The organism is Nocardia mexicana NBRC 108244, assembly GCF_001613165.1.
Lineage (GTDB): Bacteria > Actinomycetota > Actinomycetes > Mycobacteriales > Mycobacteriaceae > Nocardia > Nocardia mexicana.
This window is the reverse complement of record NZ_BDBV01000115.1, coordinates 1-17,649: the sequence shown is the minus strand read 5'-3', so window position 1 is coordinate 17,649 and position 17,649 is coordinate 1. Positions and strand designations below refer to the sequence as shown.

Here is a 17,649-nt window from a genome sequence, read left to right as displayed (position 1 = left end):
TGGTCTGGGACGATCCGGTCAACCTGATGCACTACGTGACCTACATCTTCCAGAAGCTGTTCGGCTACAGCAAAGCCAAGGCAACCGAATTGATGCTCAAGGTGCACAACGAGGGCAAGGCGGTGGTGTCGTCCGGCTCGCGGGACAAGATGGAACACGACGTGCAGCGCCTGCACGCGGCCGGACTATGGGCGACCATGCAGCGTGACGACTGACCGCGACGACTACCGTAGCCCCGTGCGCAAGTGGAGCAGGAAGAACTCGCTGAGCGGGCTCAAGCTGCGGTCGGAGATGGACGCGCGGGAGGCGGAGGTGTTGCGCTCGCTGGTGGGCGCGGTCACCGGGCTGCTGAACGACCGGGCGCAGTCGGCGCCCGAGGACGATCTGACCGCACTGACCGGGCTGCGCAGCGGCAATACCACCCCTCCCGACGACCCCCGACTGGCCCGATTACTCCCGGAGTTCCACCGGTCCGAGCCCGGATCCCCCGATGCCGACCGCGCCGATCTCAACAGCGCGCTGCGCGGCCTGCACGAGCCCGACATCATCGAGGCCAAGGTGGCCGCAGGTGCGGTGGTGCTGGAGACCCTCCCGGCCGAGGGCGGCAAGATCGTGCTCACCCCGGAGCAGGCAGATGCCTGGCTCACCGCGCTCAACGACGTTCGCCTGGCCCTGGGCACCGCCCTCGGCATCGACTCCGACACGCCCGAACAGCTGGACCCGAACGATCCGCGCGCGCCGCATCTGGACGTCTATCACTGGCTCACCTGGATGCAGGACTCGCTGCTGCAGGCGCTCGCCCCATGAATGCACCGGCGCCGGATATGAATCTCACTGCATATAACTATTGACAGTCACCGCGACTAGCACATTTTCCGATCCCGCGCGGGAAATTCGGGGGCTGCGGCCGTCGGCCCGGGAATAGGTGCATATTCTGGGCCGTTGACGAACGGCGAGCGGAAGGAATTCGACTGTGCTGGTGATCAGGGCCGACCTCGTGGACGCGATGGTGGCGCATGCGCGCGCGGATCATCCGGACGAGGCGTGCGGGATCATCGCCGGGCCCGAGGGTTCCGACCGTCCCGAGCGATTCGTGGCGATGATCAACGCCGAACGCTCGCCCACGTTCTACCGGTTCGATTCCGGCGAACAGCTGCGGGTGTGGCGCGAGATGGACGACCGCGACGAGGAACCGGTGGTCGTCTACCACTCGCACACCGCGACCGAGGCCTACCCGAGCCGCACCGACATCTCCTACGCCTCCGAGCCGAACGCGCACTACGTGCTGGTCTCCACCCGGGATCCGGAACAGCACGAGCTGCGCAGCTACCGGATCGTCGACGGCGTGGTCACCGAGGAACCCGTGCAGATCGTGCCCGCCTACTCGAACGCCTGAGCCGTCCAAAGCCGCGAGCCATCCCGACCAGAACTAGGAGCACTAATGTCGGCCAAAGGTGCGAGCCATCCCGACCAGATCAAGGAGCACTAATGTCGGTCACCGTGTCCATCCCGACCATCATGCGCACCCTGACCGGGGGTGAGAAGCGGGTGCAGGCCACCGGCGCCACCCTCGCCGCCGTCATCGACGACCTCGACGGCAACTACGCGGGCCTGAAGGAGCGGCTGCTGTCCGACGGCAAGCTGAACCGCTACGTCAATATCTATGTCGACGACGAGGACGTGCGCTTCGCGGGCGGGCTGGAGGCCGAGGTGCCCGAGGGCGGCACCGTGACGATTCTTCCCGCCGTCGCCGGCGGCGCTCGCTAATTACCGTGGCACGCTACGAATCTCTGATCGAGACCCTCGGCAATACGCCGCTGGTGGGCCTGCGCCGGTTGTCCCCGCAGTGGGACGGCGACGATCACGTCCGGTTGTGGGCCAAGCTCGAGGACCGCAATCCGACCGGGTCGATCAAGGACCGTCCCGCGCTGCGGATGATCGAGCAGGCCGAGGCGGCCGGAACGCTGCGGCCGGGCTGCACGATTCTCGAGCCGACCAGCGGCAATACCGGTATCTCGCTGGCCATGGCGGCCAAGCTGAAGGGGTATCGCCTGGTCTGCGTGATGCCGGAGAACACCTCGGTGGAACGCCGGCAGCTGCTGACCATGTTCGGCGCGGAGATCATCGACTCGCCGGCGGCGGGCGGCTCCAATCAGGCGGTGGCGCAGGCGAAGCGGATCGCGGCCGAGAATCCCGACTGGGTGATGCTGTACCAGTACGGCAATCCCGCGAACGCGCTGGCGCACTACGAGGGCACCGGGCCGGAGATTCTGGCGGATCTGCCGGAGATCACGCATTTCGTGGCGGGCCTGGGGACCACCGGCACGCTCATGGGCACCGGGCGCTTCCTGCGCGAGAAGGTGCCCGGAATCGATATCGTCGCGGCCGAGCCCCGCTACGGCGAACTGGTGTACGGCCTGCGCAATCTCGAGGAGGGCTTCGTCCCCGAGCTGTACGACGAATCGGTGCTCACGTCGCGGTTCTCGGTCGGGCCCTACGACGCGGTGCGCCGCACCCGGGAATTGGTGTCCGAGGAGGGGATCTTCGCGGGCATCTCGACCGGCGCGATCCTGCACGCCGCGCTCGGGGTGGGGAACAAGGCACGCAAGGCCGGTAAACGGGCGGATATCGCGTTCGTGGTCGCCGACGGCGGCTGGAAGTATCTGTCCACCGGGGCATACGAGGGCACGCTCGAGGAAGCGGAAGACAAACTCGACGGTCAACTCTGGGCGTAGATCGACCGGTCTCGTCATTTCCGAGTTCCGGCGGTGACGGGGCGTGCGCACATCTCGGTACGCTCGGTGTGTGGAGTCCGGTTGTGTAGTCCCCGCCGCAGCGCGGGCCGGGCTCCCCGCAAGGAGGCGATTGCGATGACCAGCGGCATGGGTTCGTCGTTCGATCCCGATCGGATCGCGGCATTGCGCGGGCAGCAGGGGAAATCCGCGGTCCCGCAGCGGGGTAGCTCCTCGCCCGCCCTGAAGCTGTTGTGGCAGCGGGCGATCGCGATGACCCTGGCCTTCGTCGCGTTGCTGTACGCCATCGAGGGCGTCGACACCCTCACCGACGGCCGACTCGAACAGGAGGGTGTGCGCCCCCGCACCGCCGACGGGCTGAGCGGCATCGCGTTCGGCCCGCTGCTGCACGCCGACTGGGCGCATCTTCTGGGCAATACGCTGCCGGTCATCGTGCTGGGGCTGCTGACGCTGCTGACCGGGATCGGCCGCGGGCTGGCGGCGACCGCGATCGTCTGGCTGGTGGGCGAAACGGGAACCTGGCTCACGGGCGACCCCAACTCCGTGCACGTCGGTGCCTCGGTGCTCGTCTTCGGATGGCTGACCTATCTGATCTCCCGCGGGATATTCGCCCGAAACCTCTGGCAGATACTGATCGGCGTGGTCGTGGGGTTGCTGTACGGGTCGATTCTGTGGGGTGTGCTGCCCGGACAGCCCGGAATCTCTTGGCAAGGGCATCTTTTCGGGGCGGTGGGTGGACTGGTTGCCGGTTGGGTACTCTCCGGGGATGAACGTCGTCGTCGCCGCGGAGGTAGTGTCGGCCGCTCCGCGTCGCCGGGGTGATCGCGGAGCCCGGCCGGTGGTTTGGGGGATCCCCTCTTGAGTGAAAATGCAGCGTGGCAGCATGGGGGAATGCGCCTCACCGTCCTCGGGTGTTCGGGCAGTGTGTCCGGCCCGGATTCCCCAGCGTCGGGTTATCTGCTCACCGGCCCGGACATGACGCCGACGGTCATCGACTTCGGACCGGGTGTGCTGGGGGCACTGCAGCGCTATCAGGATCCCGGTGAGGTCGATATCTTCCTCACCCATCTGCACGCCGACCACTGCCTGGACCTGCCGGGCCTGCTGGTGTGGCGGCGCTATCACCCGAATCCGCCGAGCGGGCGCGCGATCGTCTACGGACCGTCGGATACCTCGCTGCGAATCGGCAACGCCTCGGCCGAGATCGGCGGCCAATGCGACGACTGGTCCGATGTGATCGATATGCGGCCCTGGTCGGAGGGCGACAAGATCACCTTCGGCCCGGGGCACACCGTTTTGGCGCGGCGCATGTACCACCCGCCGGAGTCCTACGGCCTGCGGCTCACCACGGCCACCGGGCGCACCCTGGTCTACACCGGCGACACGGCGCTGTGCCCGGCGGTCTTCGAACTCGCGCAGGGCGCCGACATCCTGCTGTCGGAGGCGTCGTGGACGCACGACCCGGACAATCGGCCACCGGGGATTCATCTTTCGGGAACCGAGGCGGGCATGATCGCCGCGCGGGCCGGCGTCGGCGAGTTGCTGCTCACCCACATCCCGCCGTGGACCTCGCGCGAGGATGTGATCGCGGAGGCGAAGGAACAGTTCAGCGGGCCGGTGCACGCGGTGTCGCCCGGCGAGGTCGTAGATATCTAGGCGGGTCCGGATTCGTCGGAGGTTCCCACTAGGCTGCCTCGTGTGTCTAGACGAGCCGATGGCAGGGCGGACGACGAACTCCGCGAGGTAAGGATCACCCGGGGGTTCACCACGCATCCGGCGGGTTCGGTGCTGGTGGAATTCGGGCAGACGCGGGTGATGTGCACCGCGAGCGTGACCGACGGCGTGCCACCGTGGCGCCGCGACTCCGGGTTGGGTTGGCTGACAGCCGAATACGCGATGCTGCCGGCGGCGACCCACACCCGCAGCGGCCGGGAGTCGGTGAAGGGCAAGGTCGGCGGGCGCACGCAGGAGATCAGCCGGTTGGTCGGCCGGTCGCTGCGCGCCTGCATCGACTTGGCCGCGATCGGCGAGAACACCATCGCGCTCGACTGCGATGTGCTGCAGGCCGACGGCGGCACCCGGACGGCCGCGATCACCGGCGCGTACGTGGCGCTGGCGGACGCCGTCACCTATCTGGGCGCGGCCGGGCAGCTCGCCGATCCGCAGCCGATCTCGTGCATGATCGCGGCGGTCAGCGTGGGTGTGGTCGACGGCCGGGTGCGGCTGGACCTGCCCTACGAGGAGGATTCGCGCGCCGAGGTCGACATGAACGTCGTCGCCACCGACACCGGCACGCTGGTGGAGATCCAGGGCACCGGCGAGGGCGCCACCTTCCCGCGCTCCACTCTCGACAAGCTGCTGGATTCCGCGCTGGCGGGTTGTGAGCAGCTGTTCGCGGTGCAGAAGGAGGCGCTGGCGCAGCCGTATCCGGGCGTGCTGCCGGAGCCGGAGAAGAAGAAGTGACGGAGCCCGGCGGCGGTGGTCGCGGGGCCTCCGGGGTGGAGGCGAGCGCCGGGACGCGGCGGGTGCTGGTCGCCAGCCGCAACGCCAAGAAGCTGGTCGAGCTGCGCCGTATCCTCGCGGAGGCCGGGATCGAGGGCCTGGAGATCGTGGGGCTGAACGAGGTGCCGCCCTACGACGAGGCGCCGGAAACCGGTGCGACCTTCGAGGAGAATGCACTCGCGAAGGCGCGCGACGGGGCCGCGGCCACCGGGTTGGCCTGTGTCGCAGACGATTCCGGCCTGGCCGTGGATGCGCTGAACGGGATGCCAGGCGTGTTGTCGGCGCGCTGGTCCGGCCGCCACGGCGACGACGCGGCCAACAACGAGCTGCTGCTGGGCCAGCTCACCGACGTCCCCGACGCCCGCCGCGGTGCGCGTTTCGTCTCCGCCTGCGCCCTTGTCGCCGACGGCCGCGAGGTCGTCGTGGTCGGTGAATGGCCGGGCGCGATCGGCCGGAAACCGGTAGGTGACAACGGTTTCGGCTACGACCCGCTGTTCGTCCCCGACGGCGGCACGCTCACCTCGGCCCAGCTGGGCCCCGCCGAAAAGGACGCCGCCTCCCACCGCGGCCGCGCCCTGCGTGCCCTGCTCCCCGCCCTGGCGGCCCTCGCCGAGCCCTGAGCCACACCGGCCATAGTGTGCGTGCCGCCCCTTATCCAGGCATGCCGTGTCGTCCCATATTCCCGGCACGGCGCCGGATTGGTCAGAGGTTGTAGGTCTGCTTGACCTGTTTGGCGTTGACGTGTTCGACGTAGAAGGACAGGAAGGGGATGGTGCCGGCGAGGAGGGTGCCGATGGTGCGGCCGATCGGCCAGCGCACCTTGATCGCGAGGTCGGCGGTGACGATCAGGTAGATGAAGTAGACCCAGCCGTGCACGACCGCGATCCAGCTCGGGGTGTCGACGTCGAACCCGTACTTGGCGATCATCTCCGCGGTGAGCAGCAGCAGCCAGAGGCCGGTGGTCCAGGCGAGCGCCCGATACCGCAGCAGCGCGGGCTTGACCTTCGCGGCGTCGGCCGCGGCGGTCGGCTTCGGGGCCTGAGCCTCCGGCCCGGCGGTATCGGTGGAGTTGTCCGTGGCGCTCAACCGGCGCTCCTCTCGGTGATCGTGGTGCGGGTGTCGAGTCCGGCGGTGCGCATCTGCTGGTCCATGTCCTGCGCGTTCAGTTCGGCGAGGTACCGGTTGTATTCGGCCAGGACCGGGTCGTCGTCGCGCGGCGCGGTCGGTCGCTCGGGCAGGAGGCCCGCCGGAATTTCGCGTGGCGCAACGGGTTTCGTGTTCTTACGGATCCGTGCGGCGGAGCTGTCCGCGTCGGGCGATTCCGGCTCGCCCTCGCCGGTGTCGCGCTCCAGGCGCACGAAACGGAAGTACGCGAACACCACGAATCCCGCGAACAACGGCCACTGCAGCGCATAGCCGAGATTCTGTGCCGTCCCGGTCGCCGACTCGAACCGCCCCCACTGCCACCAGCCGAGGGCCAGGCAGGCCAGCGCGGCAACGACCACCAGAATGATCAGAGCCGGGCGACGGTGTGGGGCGGACACGCCTACCACGGTACTCGTCTACTACACGATACGTAGTGGCAGGCTCAGAACTTGTAGGTGACTCCGGTCAGCCGCTCGGATTCCTCCCACAGCCGCCGCCACAGCTCGCGATCGTTCGACAGCTTGCTCGACGGCGAGGGCTTCACCGGGCCCTGCGCGCCGAAGAGCCGGGTCGGGCCCCAGTAGATGTTCGGGTCGGCATCGGGCATGGTGGCGGCGAACTCGGTGGACTGCGCGGCCTTGGCGGGGGAGTGGCCGACCATCGCGATGAACGGCTTGGCGATCCGGTCGATCGGCGTCTCGGTCCGGGTGAACAGGTCGGTCGCCGAGACCCCGGGGTGCACGGCGTAGGAGCGCTTGCTCGAACCGGATTCGGCCAGCCGCCGCTGCAGCTCGCGCGCGAACATCAGATTGGACAGCTTGGCCTGGGCGTAGGCCAGGTTGCGCTGATACTTGCGGTGCTCGTAGTTCAGGTCGTCCACCCAGAGCTTCGGCGTCTGCCGGTGCGCGATGCTGGCCAGCGAGACCACCCGGTCGCGGATGCGGTCCAGCAGCAGCCCGGTCAGCGCGAAATGGCCGAGATGGTTGACGCCCCACTGGGTTTCGAACCCGTCCCTGGTGCGCGAGAACGGGATGTTCATCAGCCCGGCGTTGTTGATCAGCACGTCGAATTCGCCGGTCTGCTCGGCGAACTCGCGGACCGACGCGAGGTCGGCCAGGTCGAGGGCGGCCACCCGCACGTCGCCGTCGATGCGGTCGGCGATCTCCTGCGCCTTGGCGGTGTTGCGGCAGGCCATGACCACCGTGCCGCCCTTGCCGGCGATCACCCTGCTGGTGTGCTTGCCGATACCGCCGTTGGCACCGGTGATCACGAACGTCCGCCCGGTCAGATCCGGAATTTCGCTGGGATTCCACGCCATGGTGCGACCTCACTACCTACCGTGTACGAGAAGCGTCGGTGCATTCTCTCACGGTGACCTTACTTCAGAGTAAGTTCTGGCGAAAGTGTCTGGGTCGGTGATTGTCGGGCGATTATGTCCCCGAGGTCAGCAAACCGATCGAGTTCCCCTGTGAGCTGGCGGGCTGCCGTGTCGTCCGGACGAAATCGCCGTGGCAGCACATACTGAGCTAATGACCGCAGCTCCCGCAGTCACCGATTCCGCCGCCGCCCCTGTGAGTCATGCCCGGGCCAATATCGTCTTCGGCACGGTCGTGCTGGGCATGCTCATGGCCGCACTCGACCAGACCATCGTGTCCACCGCGCTGCCGACGATCGTCGCCGACCTCGGCGGTGCCGGACATATGGCCTGGGTGGTCACCTCCTATCTGCTGGCGGAGGCGGTGGCGACCGCGCTGGCGGGCAAGTTCGGCGATCTGTTCGGCCGGAAGCTGGTGTTCCAGCTCAGCGGGTTGATCTTCATCGTCGGGTCGATGGTCGCCGGGCTGGCGCACGGCATGACGCTGCTGGTGATCGCCCGCGCCATTCAGGGCGTCGGCGCCGGCGGGCTGATGGTGACCGCGATGGCGCTGATCGCCGATGTCATCCCGCTGCGCGAGCGCGGCAAGTATCAGGGCGCGCTGGGTGCGGTCTTCGGCGTCACCACGGTGATCGGGCCGACCCTGGGCGGGCTGTTCACCGACCACGCCAGCTGGCGCTGGTGCTTCTACGTGAACGTGCCCATTGCGATTCTGATGATCGCCGTTGCGGCGCGGGCGATTCCGTCCGTCCGCGCGGCGGTGCGCCCGGCGATCGACTACGCGGGGATCGCGCTGGTGGCCGTCGGTGTCAGCTGCCTGATCCTGGCGCTGGAATGGGGCGGGCAGGAGTACCCGTGGGGCTCCGGGATGATCATCGGGCTGTTCGTCGCCGCGGCAATTCTCCTGGCGGCCTTCGTCTTTGCGGAGCTGCGGGCGACGGAGCCGATGCTGCCGATGCATCTGTTCCGCAGCAACGTCTTCACCGTCTGCTCGATCCTCAGCTTCATCGTCGGCTTCGCGATGCTCGGGGCGATGACCTATCTGCCCGCGTATCTGCAGTACGTGAACGGGGTTTCGGCCACCGCCTCCGGGGTGCGCACGCTGCCGCTGGTGGTGGGGCTGTTCACCACCTCGATCATCTCCGGTCAGGTGGTCGGGAAGACCGGGCACTACAAGTACTTTCCGATCGCGGGCACCGGGGTGATGGCACTCGGGTTGTATCTGATGTCGACCATGGACCGCACCACCGGCTTCTGGCTGGAGTCCCTGTACATGCTGATACTGGGACTCGGGATCGGGCTGGCCATGCAGGTGCTCACGATCGTCGTGCAGAACACCGTGCCCTACGCCGACCTCGGCACCGCCACCTCCGGCGTGACATTCTTCCGGACCGTCGGAAGTACCTTCGGCACAGCGATTTTCGGCACGCTGTACAGCAACCAGATCGGGAAGGATCTGACCGGGGCGCTCGCCCAGGATCCCGGGATTCCCCCGGCCGCCGCGGGCAATCCGCAACTGCTGCGGGAACTTCCGGAGGCGCAGCGGATTCCGATCATCGACGCCTATGCCCACACCATCGACCACGTATTCCGCTGGGTGGTTCCGGTGGCGGTGCTCGGATTCCTGGTGGCGTGGTTCCTCAAGCAGGTGCCGCTGCGCGACAGCGCCCGCGCAGAGGCCACCGACGTCGGTGGCGGTTTCGCGGTGCCGGATTCCGTGGACCGCGTTGTGCGGCTGGAACATTCGCTGGCCAGCGTGATGCGCAGACTGCGCGACGACGAGTTGCCCGATCCGCGCATCCTGGCGGCCGCGGAGAGCTCGCTGACCCGCGATCAGGCCTGGGCGATCGGGCAGGTGGAGATGCTGAACCGGGTGCGCGGCGGGGCCACGCTGGCGGCGATCGCCCGCGCCCACTGGATGCCGCCGGAGGTGCTGGAACCGGTGTACGAGCGGGCCGTTCGCAACGGCTATGTCGAATTCGACGGTGAGCTGATCGATCTCACCGCTGCGGGGCAGGGCGAGTTCGACCGGATTTTCGCCGCATGGCGCCAGTGGCTGTGCGACTACCTCGACGACTGGGACTGCTCGGACCCCGAGGACCGCCTCCTGCTCGATCGTGCCCTGGACAATATCGCCGCGAAGCTGCTGGACGAGGCGGACAGGCCGGGGGCATTGCCTGCACATGCTGCCCCGTAGTTCCGGCAAAAAGCGCGCCGGAACTACGGGGAATGAGAAGCAGTGGGCCGGAACTGCGGGGAATGGGAAGCAGGTGGTTCGGAGCTGCGGGGAACGAGAGGTCAGTGGGCCGGAGCTACACGGAGTGCGGAAGCCGCTGGGCCGGACGTATAGGGAGTGGGAAGCTAGTGGGCCGGAACGACGGGGTACGGAGTAGTTGGACCGGCCCTCTGCGTCAGCTTCGGGCGAGTTCGGCTCGCACGTCGACGGGGGCGTCCCAGTCGATGGTGTAGCTCTGTTCGCGGGTCATGGTTTCCTCCATCTTCATCAGTTTGGCCATTGCGGGCATCAGGACCGGCATCATCCGGCGCATGACCGGGCCCATGGTCTTGCTGTGGCTGATCTTGGCGCCGCGGGCCGCGATCTTCTCGACCCGCGGGCGGCGGATCCGCTCGTAGGCGGCGAAAGCCGTTGCGGGATCGTCGAAGTCGCGCAGGCAGCGGGCCAGCTGGATGCCGCTCTCGATGGCCAGCGACGCGCCCTGGCCGGTGCTGTTCGACGGCGCGTGCACCGAGTCGCCGACCAGCACCAGCCGCCCGCGGTACCAGGTCGGCACCGGCGGCATGATGTGCAGCGCGCCGACCGACACCAGCTCCTCGGGGGTGGTGTTGCGGGCCAGTTCGCCACCGGGCACGTCGTCGCCGTAGGTCTCCCGCAGGATGCGCAGCCATTGTTCGGCCGGAACCCGCTGTGCCTCGGTCAGCGACATGTACTGCTTGTGGGGCAGATTGACTCCCCAGCCGACGCGCCCGTCGGGCAGCGACCAGTACAGGTAGTAGGCGTTCTTGCCGTAGGCGAAAACCATTGTCTGCGGCGGGACTTCGAACGAGCACTCGGTGTAGGCACCGAAGCCGAGCATGCCGAGGTATTCGGCGGTCGGCGCCTTCGGATCGATGAGGGCGCGGACCTTCGACTTGATGCCGTCCGCCCCGATCAGCAGATCGGCGGTGGCCGAGGAACCGTCGGCGAAGCGGGCGGTGACGCCGTCGCCGTGCTCGTCGACGCCGACCAGCTTCTTGCCGTACTCGAACGGCACGCCCGCCGCGACGGCCCCGTCGTGCAATACCTCGTGCAGGGCGCTGCGGTCGACCACGTGCAGCGGTTCGAGCGTGGCGGGCGCGGGTGCGGCGATCTGCTTGTGCCCCAGCGACATCACGGTGTTGGTCATGGGCAGCGCGGCCTTGCGCAGCGCATCGCCGAGGCCGACGATATCCAGGGCGGCCAGGCCGTTGGGGGCGAAGCCGAGCGCGCTCCCGATGTTGTAGGCAGGCCCGGGGTACGCCTCGTAGACGCGGGCCTCGATGCCCGCCTTGTGCAGTGCGGTGGCGGTCACCGGTCCGGCGATGCCGCCGCCGATGACCAGAGCGGTCCGAATGGACATGAGTTTCTCCCTTGTGGGTTCGGATGTCCGCACCGATCCACGTGCAGGGAGCCCAGTTATCCTGTAGTTGCCAAACTCGGTCCGGGTTCGCCTGTGTGAATGCGGTTCGAGACGGTGATTCGATCGGGCTCGGCGAGGTGTTGCCGCACCTCTCCGGGCCCGGTTTCTATGTGAATTCCCCCCTTTCGACCCGCTCGACGACCTCGGCGGGCGCTATTCCCTCGGCGTGCCATTGCCGCCACAGGTCCACGCCGGGGAAGGTCCCGGACGTCAGTTCGTCGCGCAGCGAGCGCACCCAGGCGGCCTCGGCTTGCAGCATGGCGATGTCGTATTCGTCTTCGATGAGAAACAGCCGCGGCACCGCGGCGGTCTGCGCGAGGTCGCTGCGGAGACGGGCGATCGTCCGGTCCAGGCCGTCCAGCCGCTCGCTCAGTAGGGCGATCACGTCGTCGGGCGGAAGTACGGCGGCGATGGACAGGCCCGCCGTGAACCGGCGGGTCTCGGGTTCGGGTGTCGAGAGCAGCTCCCGCGTCCAGTCCTCGAGCTCGGCGCGGCCCGCCGGGGTGATGGTGTAAATGGTGCGCTCCGGCCGCGCGCCCGCGCGCTCGCTGCCGACGACCTCGAGGAAGCCGTGCTTCTCCAGGTTCTGCACCACGGTGTACAGCGAGCCCCACTTGATGTCCATATCGCGCTCTTTGCCGCGCTGCTTGAGCACGGCCGCGATCTCGTAGCGGTGCATCGGCCGCTCGACCAGCGCCGCGAGCGCCGCCAGGGCCAGCAGATTGCCGACCTTCCGCTTCTTGGCCATCGCACCTCCTTACTCGTCTACGAATATACGTCTACGAGTATTCGGGGGCAAGTGGTATTCGCTAGGTGTGCAGGAGGGCGGCGAGACCGGGGCCGACCAGCGATTCGAAGCGGCGGAATGCCGTATCGGGCGGAGTGGGACGGGCGGGATCGGTGACGCACTGGAGGAGTCCGACGAGGCCCCAGGACAGGAAGGCGATGGTGTCGGTGAATTCGCCTTCCGGCATGTCGAGCCGACCGCGGAGGTGATCGGCCAGTACGTCGCCCATCATCTGCTGGGTCGCGCGCAGGGGCACGGTGCCGGTTTTCGGGCCGATCAGCGCGCGGTAGAGGTCGGGGTGTTCGGCGGCGAGCCGGAGCAGTGTACGAACGGGGGCCAGGGGTGGATCCGTGCGCGGCACCGTGTGCGCCACCGCCTCGCGCAGGTATTCGGTGCTGCTGACGACCAGCAGGTCGTCCTTGTTCTGGAAGTGCGCGTAGAAGGTGGAGCGCCCGACGTCGGCGCGGTCGAGGATGTCCTGCACCGTGACGCGGGCGTAGCCGCGCTCGAGCATCAGTCCGATCAGCGCCTGATGCAATGCGAGACGGGTGCGGCGCACCCGGCGGTCGGTCGGCTGCGGCATCGCGAACTCCCGTCTTTCCGAACAGTTTTCGTGGAACCGTTCCGAATCGAACGGATCCGCCCGTTTCGGTTCTGGTCGAACGGGGCTCCCCCTCCGATGATGAACACATGTTCCGAAACGTACAAGTATTTCCCGTTACCGTTCCCGACGAGGCCGGGCTGCTGATCACCAGCCCGCGCCGCTACAACGCTCTGAACGCCGTGCTCTTCGGCGGTCGGCATGCCGGTCTGGTGGCCGAACTCGCTGCCGCCAGCGGTGCGCTTCCCGGCGATCATGTGCTCGATATCGGTTCCGGCCCAGGCAAATTGGCCAGGGCTCTGGCCGCGAAGGTCGGTCCGGAAGGCGGCGTGCTCGGCGTCGATGCGTCGGGCCCGATGGTCGAATTCGCCAGGGCGCATGCGCGACAACCGAATTGCCGGTTCGAAGTCGGTGTGGCCCAGTCGCTTCCGGTCGGCGATGCCGAATTGGATGTGGTCACCTGCACGTTCGTCATGCATCACGTGGCCGCCGACCGCCGCGAGGCCGCACTGGCGGAGATGTGGCGGGTGCTGCGGCCGGGCGGACGGTTGCTGCTCGCCGATGCACATCCGAACGGTCTGATGCGGGCCGTTGTCGGTGTCATGGGCCGGGTCTCTCGGCGGCACTCGCACTCACCGGCGGAGCACGGCCAGGGGCATCACGGCGTGGAAAACCCTGCGGTGCAGCGGGATCCGCTCGCCGAGGTGGACGTGCGGCGCTATGCCGAGACACTGCGCACCGTGGGTTTCGAGCCGCCGTCGTTCACGGTGAGCCGATACGCGACCGGGATCTTGACGACGCGCAAACCGCGGTGATGCCGAGCGTCGGGGCCGATCCGGTCGGCCCCGGCTACATCGCTGTGGCCCAGCAGGATTCGCGCGGTATCGCCCGCCCCTTCACCGCTGTGCCGCGCGCTTGCGCAGGATCTCCGCGGTGGCCGCGTCGGCGGGCAGGAACGCCTCCAGATGCAGCTCCGCCAGCGAGACGTCGGTGGCGGTGGCGAAGGAGGTCAGGGTGGTGATCAGGCACATCTCGCCCGCGTCGCTGCACAGCCGCAGCGGCACGGCGAAGCCGAGGTATCCGGGGCCGGGCTCGATCCGCGGGAGGTATCCCTCCAGTTCGGCGATCAGCTCGTCGAGTTCGGGATCGGGGCTGATCCGGGCCCGGGTGCGCAGCGACTCGGTGACGTGGCGGCCCCATTCCGGCAGGTTGTGCACCCGCCGGGCGAGGCCGTCGGGGTGCAGCGCGAGTCGGCGGACATTGATCGGAGGCCGCAGCAGTTCGGGCGCGCACTCGTCGAGGAATACGTCGAAGGCGGCGTTGGATTCGATCAGGGTGCTGTGCCGGTCGACGATCAGCGCCGGATAGGGCATGTGCCCGTCCAGGATTCCGCGCAGCGCCTCCCGTACCGGTTCCAATTGTGGTGCGTCCAAACCGGATTCGCCGAACGCGGGCGCGAATCCGGCCGCCAGCAACAGCGCATTCCGTTCGCGCAGCGACAGGCCCAGCGATTCGGCCAGCCGCATCACCATCGCCCGTCCTGGCCGGGAGCGACCCTGTTCGAGAAAGCTCAGGTAGCGCTGGGTGGTGTCGGCACGGATCGCCAGATCCAGCTGGCTCCAGCGCCGCAGTCCGCGCCAGCGCCGTAGCTCCCGCGCGAACAGGCCCGGTTCCGCCACTGTCGTCATGCGCCCATCCTGGCCGCGGTGCGGGTGCTGCGCTATTCCCTCCGGGGTATCGGCCGATTCCGGCACCTGCCATGGAATGAACATGCGACCGCCCCGGGGTGCGGCGTGCCGGCGCCGGGACCCGGGGCGGTGCTCGTCACGAGCGTGGCGGACCGTCGTGCGGCGCGTGTTGTCCCCATGCGCCGCGCGATTCACCAGGGATGATGAGGGAAACCCCGGTGCCGCGCGCACAACCGACCGATTGCATCGTGACGTTCGACGGTCGCTGAGGGTGAACGACCGCCGAGGTCTGTACTACTATCTACGTACGTAGACAGTAGATTATACTGCCGGGACCGGTCAAGTAAATATCGCGGCCGCACCACCTGACCTACTGTCTATGTACGTAGATAGTATGCACGTGGGCCATCCCGGTAATTCGGAGCGGCCGACGACTAGGAGGTGCTGTGCGTACGCGCGGATTCGGGGAACTCGAGACGGTGGTCATGGACCGTCTCTGGAACCGAGACGGCGACCCGACCACCGTCCGGGAGCTGTTCGACGAGCTGACCGCTGAACGCGAGATCGCGTACACGACGGTCATGTCCACCATGGACAATCTGCATCGCAAGGGCTGGCTGGAACGCCGCCGCGAGGGCAAGGCGTTTCGCTACTGGCCGACCCTGACCCGCGAGCAGCACAGCGCCCGGCTGATGCGGGAGGCACTGCACGACGGTGGCCGCTCCGACCTGGTGCTGGCACATTTCATCGAGCAGATCGGCCCGGAGGAATCCGAGCGGTTGCGGGCCGCGCTGCGAAGATTGGCGGACGGTAGGTGACCGTTGCCGTCGGCCTGTTCGCCTACGCCACCGTGGTGGCCGTGGTCGCGCCGCGCATCCTGCCGCGGCTGAACCGGCACGGGGTCGTTCCGCACCTGGGCGTGGTGGCCTGGCTGACACTGATCGTGAGCGTCCTCGGATCCTGGAGCGTCGGCCTGGTGCTGGCACTGGCCGACGTCACCCGGACCTGGTTCCATCCGGACCGGCTGGTGGCCTCGGGCCTGCACGAGGCGGAGGAGATCGCCACCGGGCACGCCGGGCTGGCGGCCCAGCTGGGGCTCATGGCGGTGATCTGCGCATTGACGGTGCTCGCGATCGTGCTCGGCATTCGGCTGGCCCGGCTGCAGCTGCGCATGCGGATGCGGGCCCGCGAGCACGCCGACGCGCTGCGGCTGACCGGGCATCGCCTGCGGCGGCACGAGGTCGCCGACCTGGTAGTGCTGGACACCGCCGAGCGCGCGGCCTACTGCGTGGCGGGCTCGCCGAACGTCGTGGTGGTCACCAGTGGCGCCCTGGCCGCGCTGCAGGACGACGAGCTGGACGCGGTGCTGGCGCACGAGCACGCGCATCTCGAACGCAGGCATCCCTTGCTGCTGGCGGTGATGCGCGGGCTGGCGACGACGTTTCCGCGGCTGCGGCTGTGCACGGTCGGCGCGCGGGAGGTGGCGCGGCTGCTGGAGATGTGCGCCGACGATGCCGCGGTGCGCCGGCACGGTCGCGCGCCGCTGCTGTCGGGTCTGCTCACCCTGTCCGGCGCGGCGCCCGCCGGGGCGCTGGCCGCCAGCGGAGCGGACGTGCTCGCCCGCGCCGAGCGACTGGCGGCGCCGCGCTCCGGATGGCACGTCCATACCCGTGCCGGTCTTCTCACCGGTATCGCGCTGGGCGTCGGCGGGCCGCTGCTGATCGCGGCCACGGCCGCCTCGGGGATCCTGATCTGCCTGCTGTGAGTCGAGCTAAGGTGGCGGCTGTGCGGATCTTTCTGGCTGGAGCGAGTGGAGTGTTGGGTGTCCGGCTGACGCCCCTGTTGGTCGCGGTCGGGGCCGAGGTGGCCGCGCTGACCAGGTCCGCGGAGAAGGCCCCCGCGCTGGCCGGCATGGGCGCCGAACCGGTGGTGTGCGACGTGTTCGATGCGCCCGCGCTGGAACAGGCCGTGCGCGCCTTCGTCCCCGACATGGTGATGCATCAGCTCACCGACCTGCCCGACGATCTCGCCGAGATGCCCGCCGGGCGCGCGGCAAACGCGCGGATGCGGCGCGAGGGCACCGCCAACCTGCTGGCGGCGGCACAGGCGGCGGGCGCCAAACGCGTTCTGGCGCAGAGTGCGGCCTGGGAAATGAGTGGAGAAGGCCAGGAGGCCAAGGAATTCCTGGAATCCGCCGTCCTCGAAATCGGCGGCGTGGTGCTGCGGTACGGCCAGTTCTACGGCCCGGACACCTACTACCCGGAGACCGGGGACTTCCCCGACCCGCCGCGAATCCACATCGACGAGGCCGCGGCCCGCACCGTCACCGCCCTCGATCTCGCCTCGGGAATCTACGCGCTCACCGACACCGGGCAGACGGATTTCGAACCCGTGCGGTAACGGCGCCGGTGTTACCGTCGGGCCATGGTGAATCGGCGCGATATCCAGCACCGACTGGTGACAACGTTCCAGCGCAATGTCGGCAATCCGATGCTGCGGCGGCTGGGCGCACAGACCCTGCTGGAGACCACGGGCCGCGTGAGCGGACAGCCGCGGATCACCCCGATCGGCGGGCGGCGCAGCGGCAACTCGTTCTGGTTCGTCTCAGAATTCGGCGAGCGGTCCCAGTACATCCGCAATATCCGGGCCGACAACCGGGTGCGGCTGCGCCTGCACGGGCAGTGGCACACCGGCACCGCGCACGTGGCACCCGACGATGACCCGCGAGCACGGCTGAAGGCGCTGCCGCGGGCCAACAGCACCGTGGTGGCGGCGTTCGGCACCGATCTGCTGTCGGTGCGCATCGATCTGGACTGATCGGCGGGCGCGTCACAGCGCCACCGGTGCCGCCTCGTTCGGTATCGTCCCAGGTGACCGGGCTTTTCGGGTCAGCGTCCACGACGCTGGTGCAACGAAAGGGTTCCGACGATGGAGTCACCGGACAGTCGGCCGCCGATCGAGCCGCCGAACAGGGGGAACAACACCGCGCGCAATGTGGCCGTCCTGGCCGTGGTCGTGGCCGTCATCGCGGTGGCAGCTCTGGTGGGGGTGCTGCTCGACCGGTCGGACAAGGACACGGCCGCCCCGGCCACGTCGACCGGCGCCCGGCCCGCGTCGACC

Annotated in this window: 23 protein-coding genes; 16 read left to right on the top strand and 7 right to left on the bottom strand. The window is 68.4% G+C overall.

The genetic code is table 11. The annotated features are described in order from the left end of the window. The 9 genes from clpS to NM1_RS35900 form a co-directional block, all read left to right on the top strand. The coding region (gene clpS / locus NM1_RS35940) for an ATP-dependent Clp protease adapter ClpS (RefSeq protein ID WP_068030842.1) at positions 1-215 on the top strand (215 nt) is incomplete at its 5' end. A 22-nt stretch (positions 216-237) separates the two neighbouring features. Then, on the top strand, positions 238-807 hold the full coding sequence (aosR, locus tag NM1_RS35935) for an oxidative stress transcriptional regulator AosR (RefSeq protein WP_068030839.1): 570 nt from the start codon (positions 238-240) through the stop codon (positions 805-807). Between the two features lie 166 nt (positions 808-973). Then, a complete protein-coding gene (locus NM1_RS35930) occupies positions 974-1,396 on the top strand; it encodes a M67 family metallopeptidase (RefSeq protein WP_068030836.1) in 423 nt (140 codons plus the stop codon). Positions 1,397-1,488: 92 nt separating this feature from the next. Then, positions 1,489-1,767, top strand: coding sequence for a MoaD/ThiS family protein (locus NM1_RS35925; protein WP_068030833.1), 279 nt, complete (start codon positions 1,489-1,491; stop codon positions 1,765-1,767). A 5-nt stretch (positions 1,768-1,772) separates the two neighbouring features. Continuing rightward, positions 1,773-2,735 (top strand): PLP-dependent cysteine synthase family protein, encoded by a 963-nt coding sequence (locus NM1_RS35920; protein ID WP_068030829.1) that lies wholly within the window; start codon positions 1,773-1,775, stop codon positions 2,733-2,735. A 135-nt stretch (positions 2,736-2,870) separates the two neighbouring features. Continuing rightward, positions 2,871-3,575 carry a rhomboid family intramembrane serine protease gene (locus NM1_RS35915; RefSeq protein WP_373864091.1) on the top strand — a complete coding sequence of 235 codons (705 nt, stop codon included), beginning with the start codon at positions 2,871-2,873 and terminating at the stop codon, positions 3,573-3,575. A 69-nt stretch (positions 3,576-3,644) separates the two neighbouring features. Beyond that, on the top strand, positions 3,645-4,409 hold the full coding sequence (locus tag NM1_RS35910; RefSeq protein WP_068030823.1) for a cyclic nucleotide-degrading phosphodiesterase: 765 nt from the start codon (positions 3,645-3,647) through the stop codon (positions 4,407-4,409). A gap of 42 nt (positions 4,410-4,451) precedes the next feature. Continuing rightward, complete coding sequence (rph, locus tag NM1_RS35905; RefSeq protein ID WP_068030820.1) at positions 4,452-5,216, top strand: ribonuclease PH; 765 nt, start codon at positions 4,452-4,454, stop codon at positions 5,214-5,216. Positions 5,217-5,251: 35 nt separating this feature from the next. Continuing rightward, complete coding sequence (locus tag NM1_RS35900) at positions 5,252-5,875, top strand: non-canonical purine NTP pyrophosphatase (RefSeq protein ID WP_068030817.1); 624 nt, start codon at positions 5,252-5,254, stop codon at positions 5,873-5,875. Between the two features lie 82 nt (positions 5,876-5,957). Here NM1_RS35900 and NM1_RS35895 read toward each other — a convergent pair whose 3' ends face one another. From NM1_RS35895 to NM1_RS35885, 3 genes are read right to left on the bottom strand one after another with little or no spacing between them, the layout of a single operon-like run. Further along, positions 5,958-6,341, bottom strand: a complete 384-nt coding sequence (locus NM1_RS35895; RefSeq protein WP_068030814.1) for a DUF3817 domain-containing protein — start codon at positions 6,339-6,341, stop codon at positions 5,958-5,960. Continuing rightward, positions 6,338-6,799: a transcriptional regulator gene (locus NM1_RS35890; protein ID WP_068030812.1), complete on the bottom strand. Its 462-nt coding sequence runs from the start codon at positions 6,797-6,799 to the stop codon at positions 6,338-6,340. The genes NM1_RS35895 and NM1_RS35890 overlap by 4 nt, the downstream gene beginning before the upstream one ends. A gap of 44 nt (positions 6,800-6,843) precedes the next feature. Beyond that, positions 6,844-7,719, bottom strand: coding sequence for an oxidoreductase (locus tag NM1_RS35885; protein ID WP_068030810.1), 876 nt, complete (start codon positions 7,717-7,719; stop codon positions 6,844-6,846). Positions 7,720-7,930: 211 nt separating this feature from the next. On the opposite strand from NM1_RS35885, the gene NM1_RS35880 reads away from it, so the two are divergent. Continuing rightward, positions 7,931-9,973: an MDR family MFS transporter gene (locus NM1_RS35880; protein WP_068030807.1), complete on the top strand. Its 2,043-nt coding sequence runs from the start codon at positions 7,931-7,933 to the stop codon at positions 9,971-9,973. A gap of 214 nt (positions 9,974-10,187) precedes the next feature. On the opposite strand, the gene NM1_RS35875 is transcribed toward NM1_RS35880, so the two are convergent. From NM1_RS35875 to NM1_RS35865, 3 genes are all read right to left on the bottom strand, one after another. Beyond that, entirely contained in the window at positions 10,188-11,393 is a 1,206-nt protein-coding gene (locus tag NM1_RS35875; RefSeq protein ID WP_068030804.1) for an FAD-dependent monooxygenase, read from the bottom strand. Positions 11,394-11,559: 166 nt separating this feature from the next. Next, complete coding sequence (locus NM1_RS35870; RefSeq protein WP_068030801.1) at positions 11,560-12,201, bottom strand: PadR family transcriptional regulator; 642 nt, start codon at positions 12,199-12,201, stop codon at positions 11,560-11,562. Positions 12,202-12,262: 61 nt separating this feature from the next. Next, positions 12,263-12,823: a TetR/AcrR family transcriptional regulator gene (locus NM1_RS35865; protein ID WP_068030798.1), complete on the bottom strand. Its 561-nt coding sequence runs from the start codon at positions 12,821-12,823 to the stop codon at positions 12,263-12,265. A gap of 107 nt (positions 12,824-12,930) precedes the next feature. On the opposite strand from NM1_RS35865, the gene NM1_RS35860 reads away from it, so the two are divergent. Further along, the gene (locus tag NM1_RS35860) at positions 12,931-13,656 is read left to right on the top strand and encodes a methyltransferase domain-containing protein (RefSeq protein ID WP_068030795.1); all 726 of its coding nucleotides are present in this window, start codon (positions 12,931-12,933) and stop codon (positions 13,654-13,656) included. Positions 13,657-13,737: 81 nt separating this feature from the next. Here the strand turns inward: NM1_RS35860 and NM1_RS35855 are convergent, their stop codons facing one another. Continuing rightward, positions 13,738-14,529: a helix-turn-helix domain-containing protein gene (locus tag NM1_RS35855; protein WP_068030845.1), complete on the bottom strand. Its 792-nt coding sequence runs from the start codon at positions 14,527-14,529 to the stop codon at positions 13,738-13,740. Between the two features lie 446 nt (positions 14,530-14,975). Between NM1_RS35855 and NM1_RS35850 the strand changes: the two genes are divergently transcribed. From NM1_RS35850 to NM1_RS35830, 5 genes are all read left to right on the top strand, one after another. Further along, positions 14,976-15,347, top strand: coding sequence for a BlaI/MecI/CopY family transcriptional regulator (locus NM1_RS35850; RefSeq protein WP_068030792.1), 372 nt, complete (start codon positions 14,976-14,978; stop codon positions 15,345-15,347). After that, positions 15,344-16,294, top strand: a complete 951-nt coding sequence (locus tag NM1_RS35845; RefSeq protein WP_068030789.1) for a M56 family metallopeptidase — start codon at positions 15,344-15,346, stop codon at positions 16,292-16,294. The genes NM1_RS35850 and NM1_RS35845 overlap by 4 nt, the downstream gene beginning before the upstream one ends. 20 nt (positions 16,295-16,314) lie before the next feature. After that, positions 16,315-16,929: an NAD(P)H-binding protein gene (locus tag NM1_RS35840; protein WP_068030786.1), complete on the top strand. Its 615-nt coding sequence runs from the start codon at positions 16,315-16,317 to the stop codon at positions 16,927-16,929. Positions 16,930-16,953: 24 nt separating this feature from the next. Beyond that, positions 16,954-17,346: a nitroreductase/quinone reductase family protein gene (locus NM1_RS35835; RefSeq protein WP_068030784.1), complete on the top strand. Its 393-nt coding sequence runs from the start codon at positions 16,954-16,956 to the stop codon at positions 17,344-17,346. 111 nt (positions 17,347-17,457) lie between these two features. Next, positions 17,458-17,649, top strand: a 192-nt coding sequence (locus NM1_RS35830; protein ID WP_157124065.1) for a hypothetical protein, incomplete at its 3' end; no start/stop codon positions are given.

Bases quoted from the DNA above. Each gene is read 5' to 3' on its own strand.
- NM1_RS35885 (WP_068030810.1), bottom strand. From the start codon at position 7,719: ATGGCGTGGAATCCCAGCGAAATTCCGGATCTGACCGGGCGGACGTTC.
- NM1_RS35925 (WP_068030833.1), top strand. From the start codon at position 1,489: ATGTCGGTCACCGTGTCCATCCCGACCATCATGCGCACCCTGACCGGG.
- NM1_RS35880 (WP_068030807.1), top strand. From the start codon at position 7,931: ATGACCGCAGCTCCCGCAGTCACCGATTCCGCCGCCGCCCCTGTGAGT.
- NM1_RS35855 (WP_068030845.1), bottom strand. From the start codon at position 14,529: ATGACGACAGTGGCGGAACCGGGCCTGTTCGCGCGGGAGCTACGGCGC.
- NM1_RS35870 (WP_068030801.1), bottom strand. From the start codon at position 12,201: ATGGCCAAGAAGCGGAAGGTCGGCAATCTGCTGGCCCTGGCGGCGCTC.
- NM1_RS35860 (WP_068030795.1), top strand. From the start codon at position 12,931: ATGTTCCGAAACGTACAAGTATTTCCCGTTACCGTTCCCGACGAGGCC.
- NM1_RS35865 (WP_068030798.1), bottom strand. From the start codon at position 12,823: ATGCCGCAGCCGACCGACCGCCGGGTGCGCCGCACCCGTCTCGCATTG.
- NM1_RS35910 (WP_068030823.1), top strand. From the start codon at position 3,645: ATGCGCCTCACCGTCCTCGGGTGTTCGGGCAGTGTGTCCGGCCCGGAT.
- NM1_RS35835 (WP_068030784.1), top strand. From the start codon at position 16,954: ATGGTGAATCGGCGCGATATCCAGCACCGACTGGTGACAACGTTCCAG.
- NM1_RS35915 (WP_373864091.1), top strand. From the start codon at position 2,871: ATGACCAGCGGCATGGGTTCGTCGTTCGATCCCGATCGGATCGCGGCA.
- NM1_RS35875 (WP_068030804.1), bottom strand. From the start codon at position 11,393: ATGTCCATTCGGACCGCTCTGGTCATCGGCGGCGGCATCGCCGGACCG.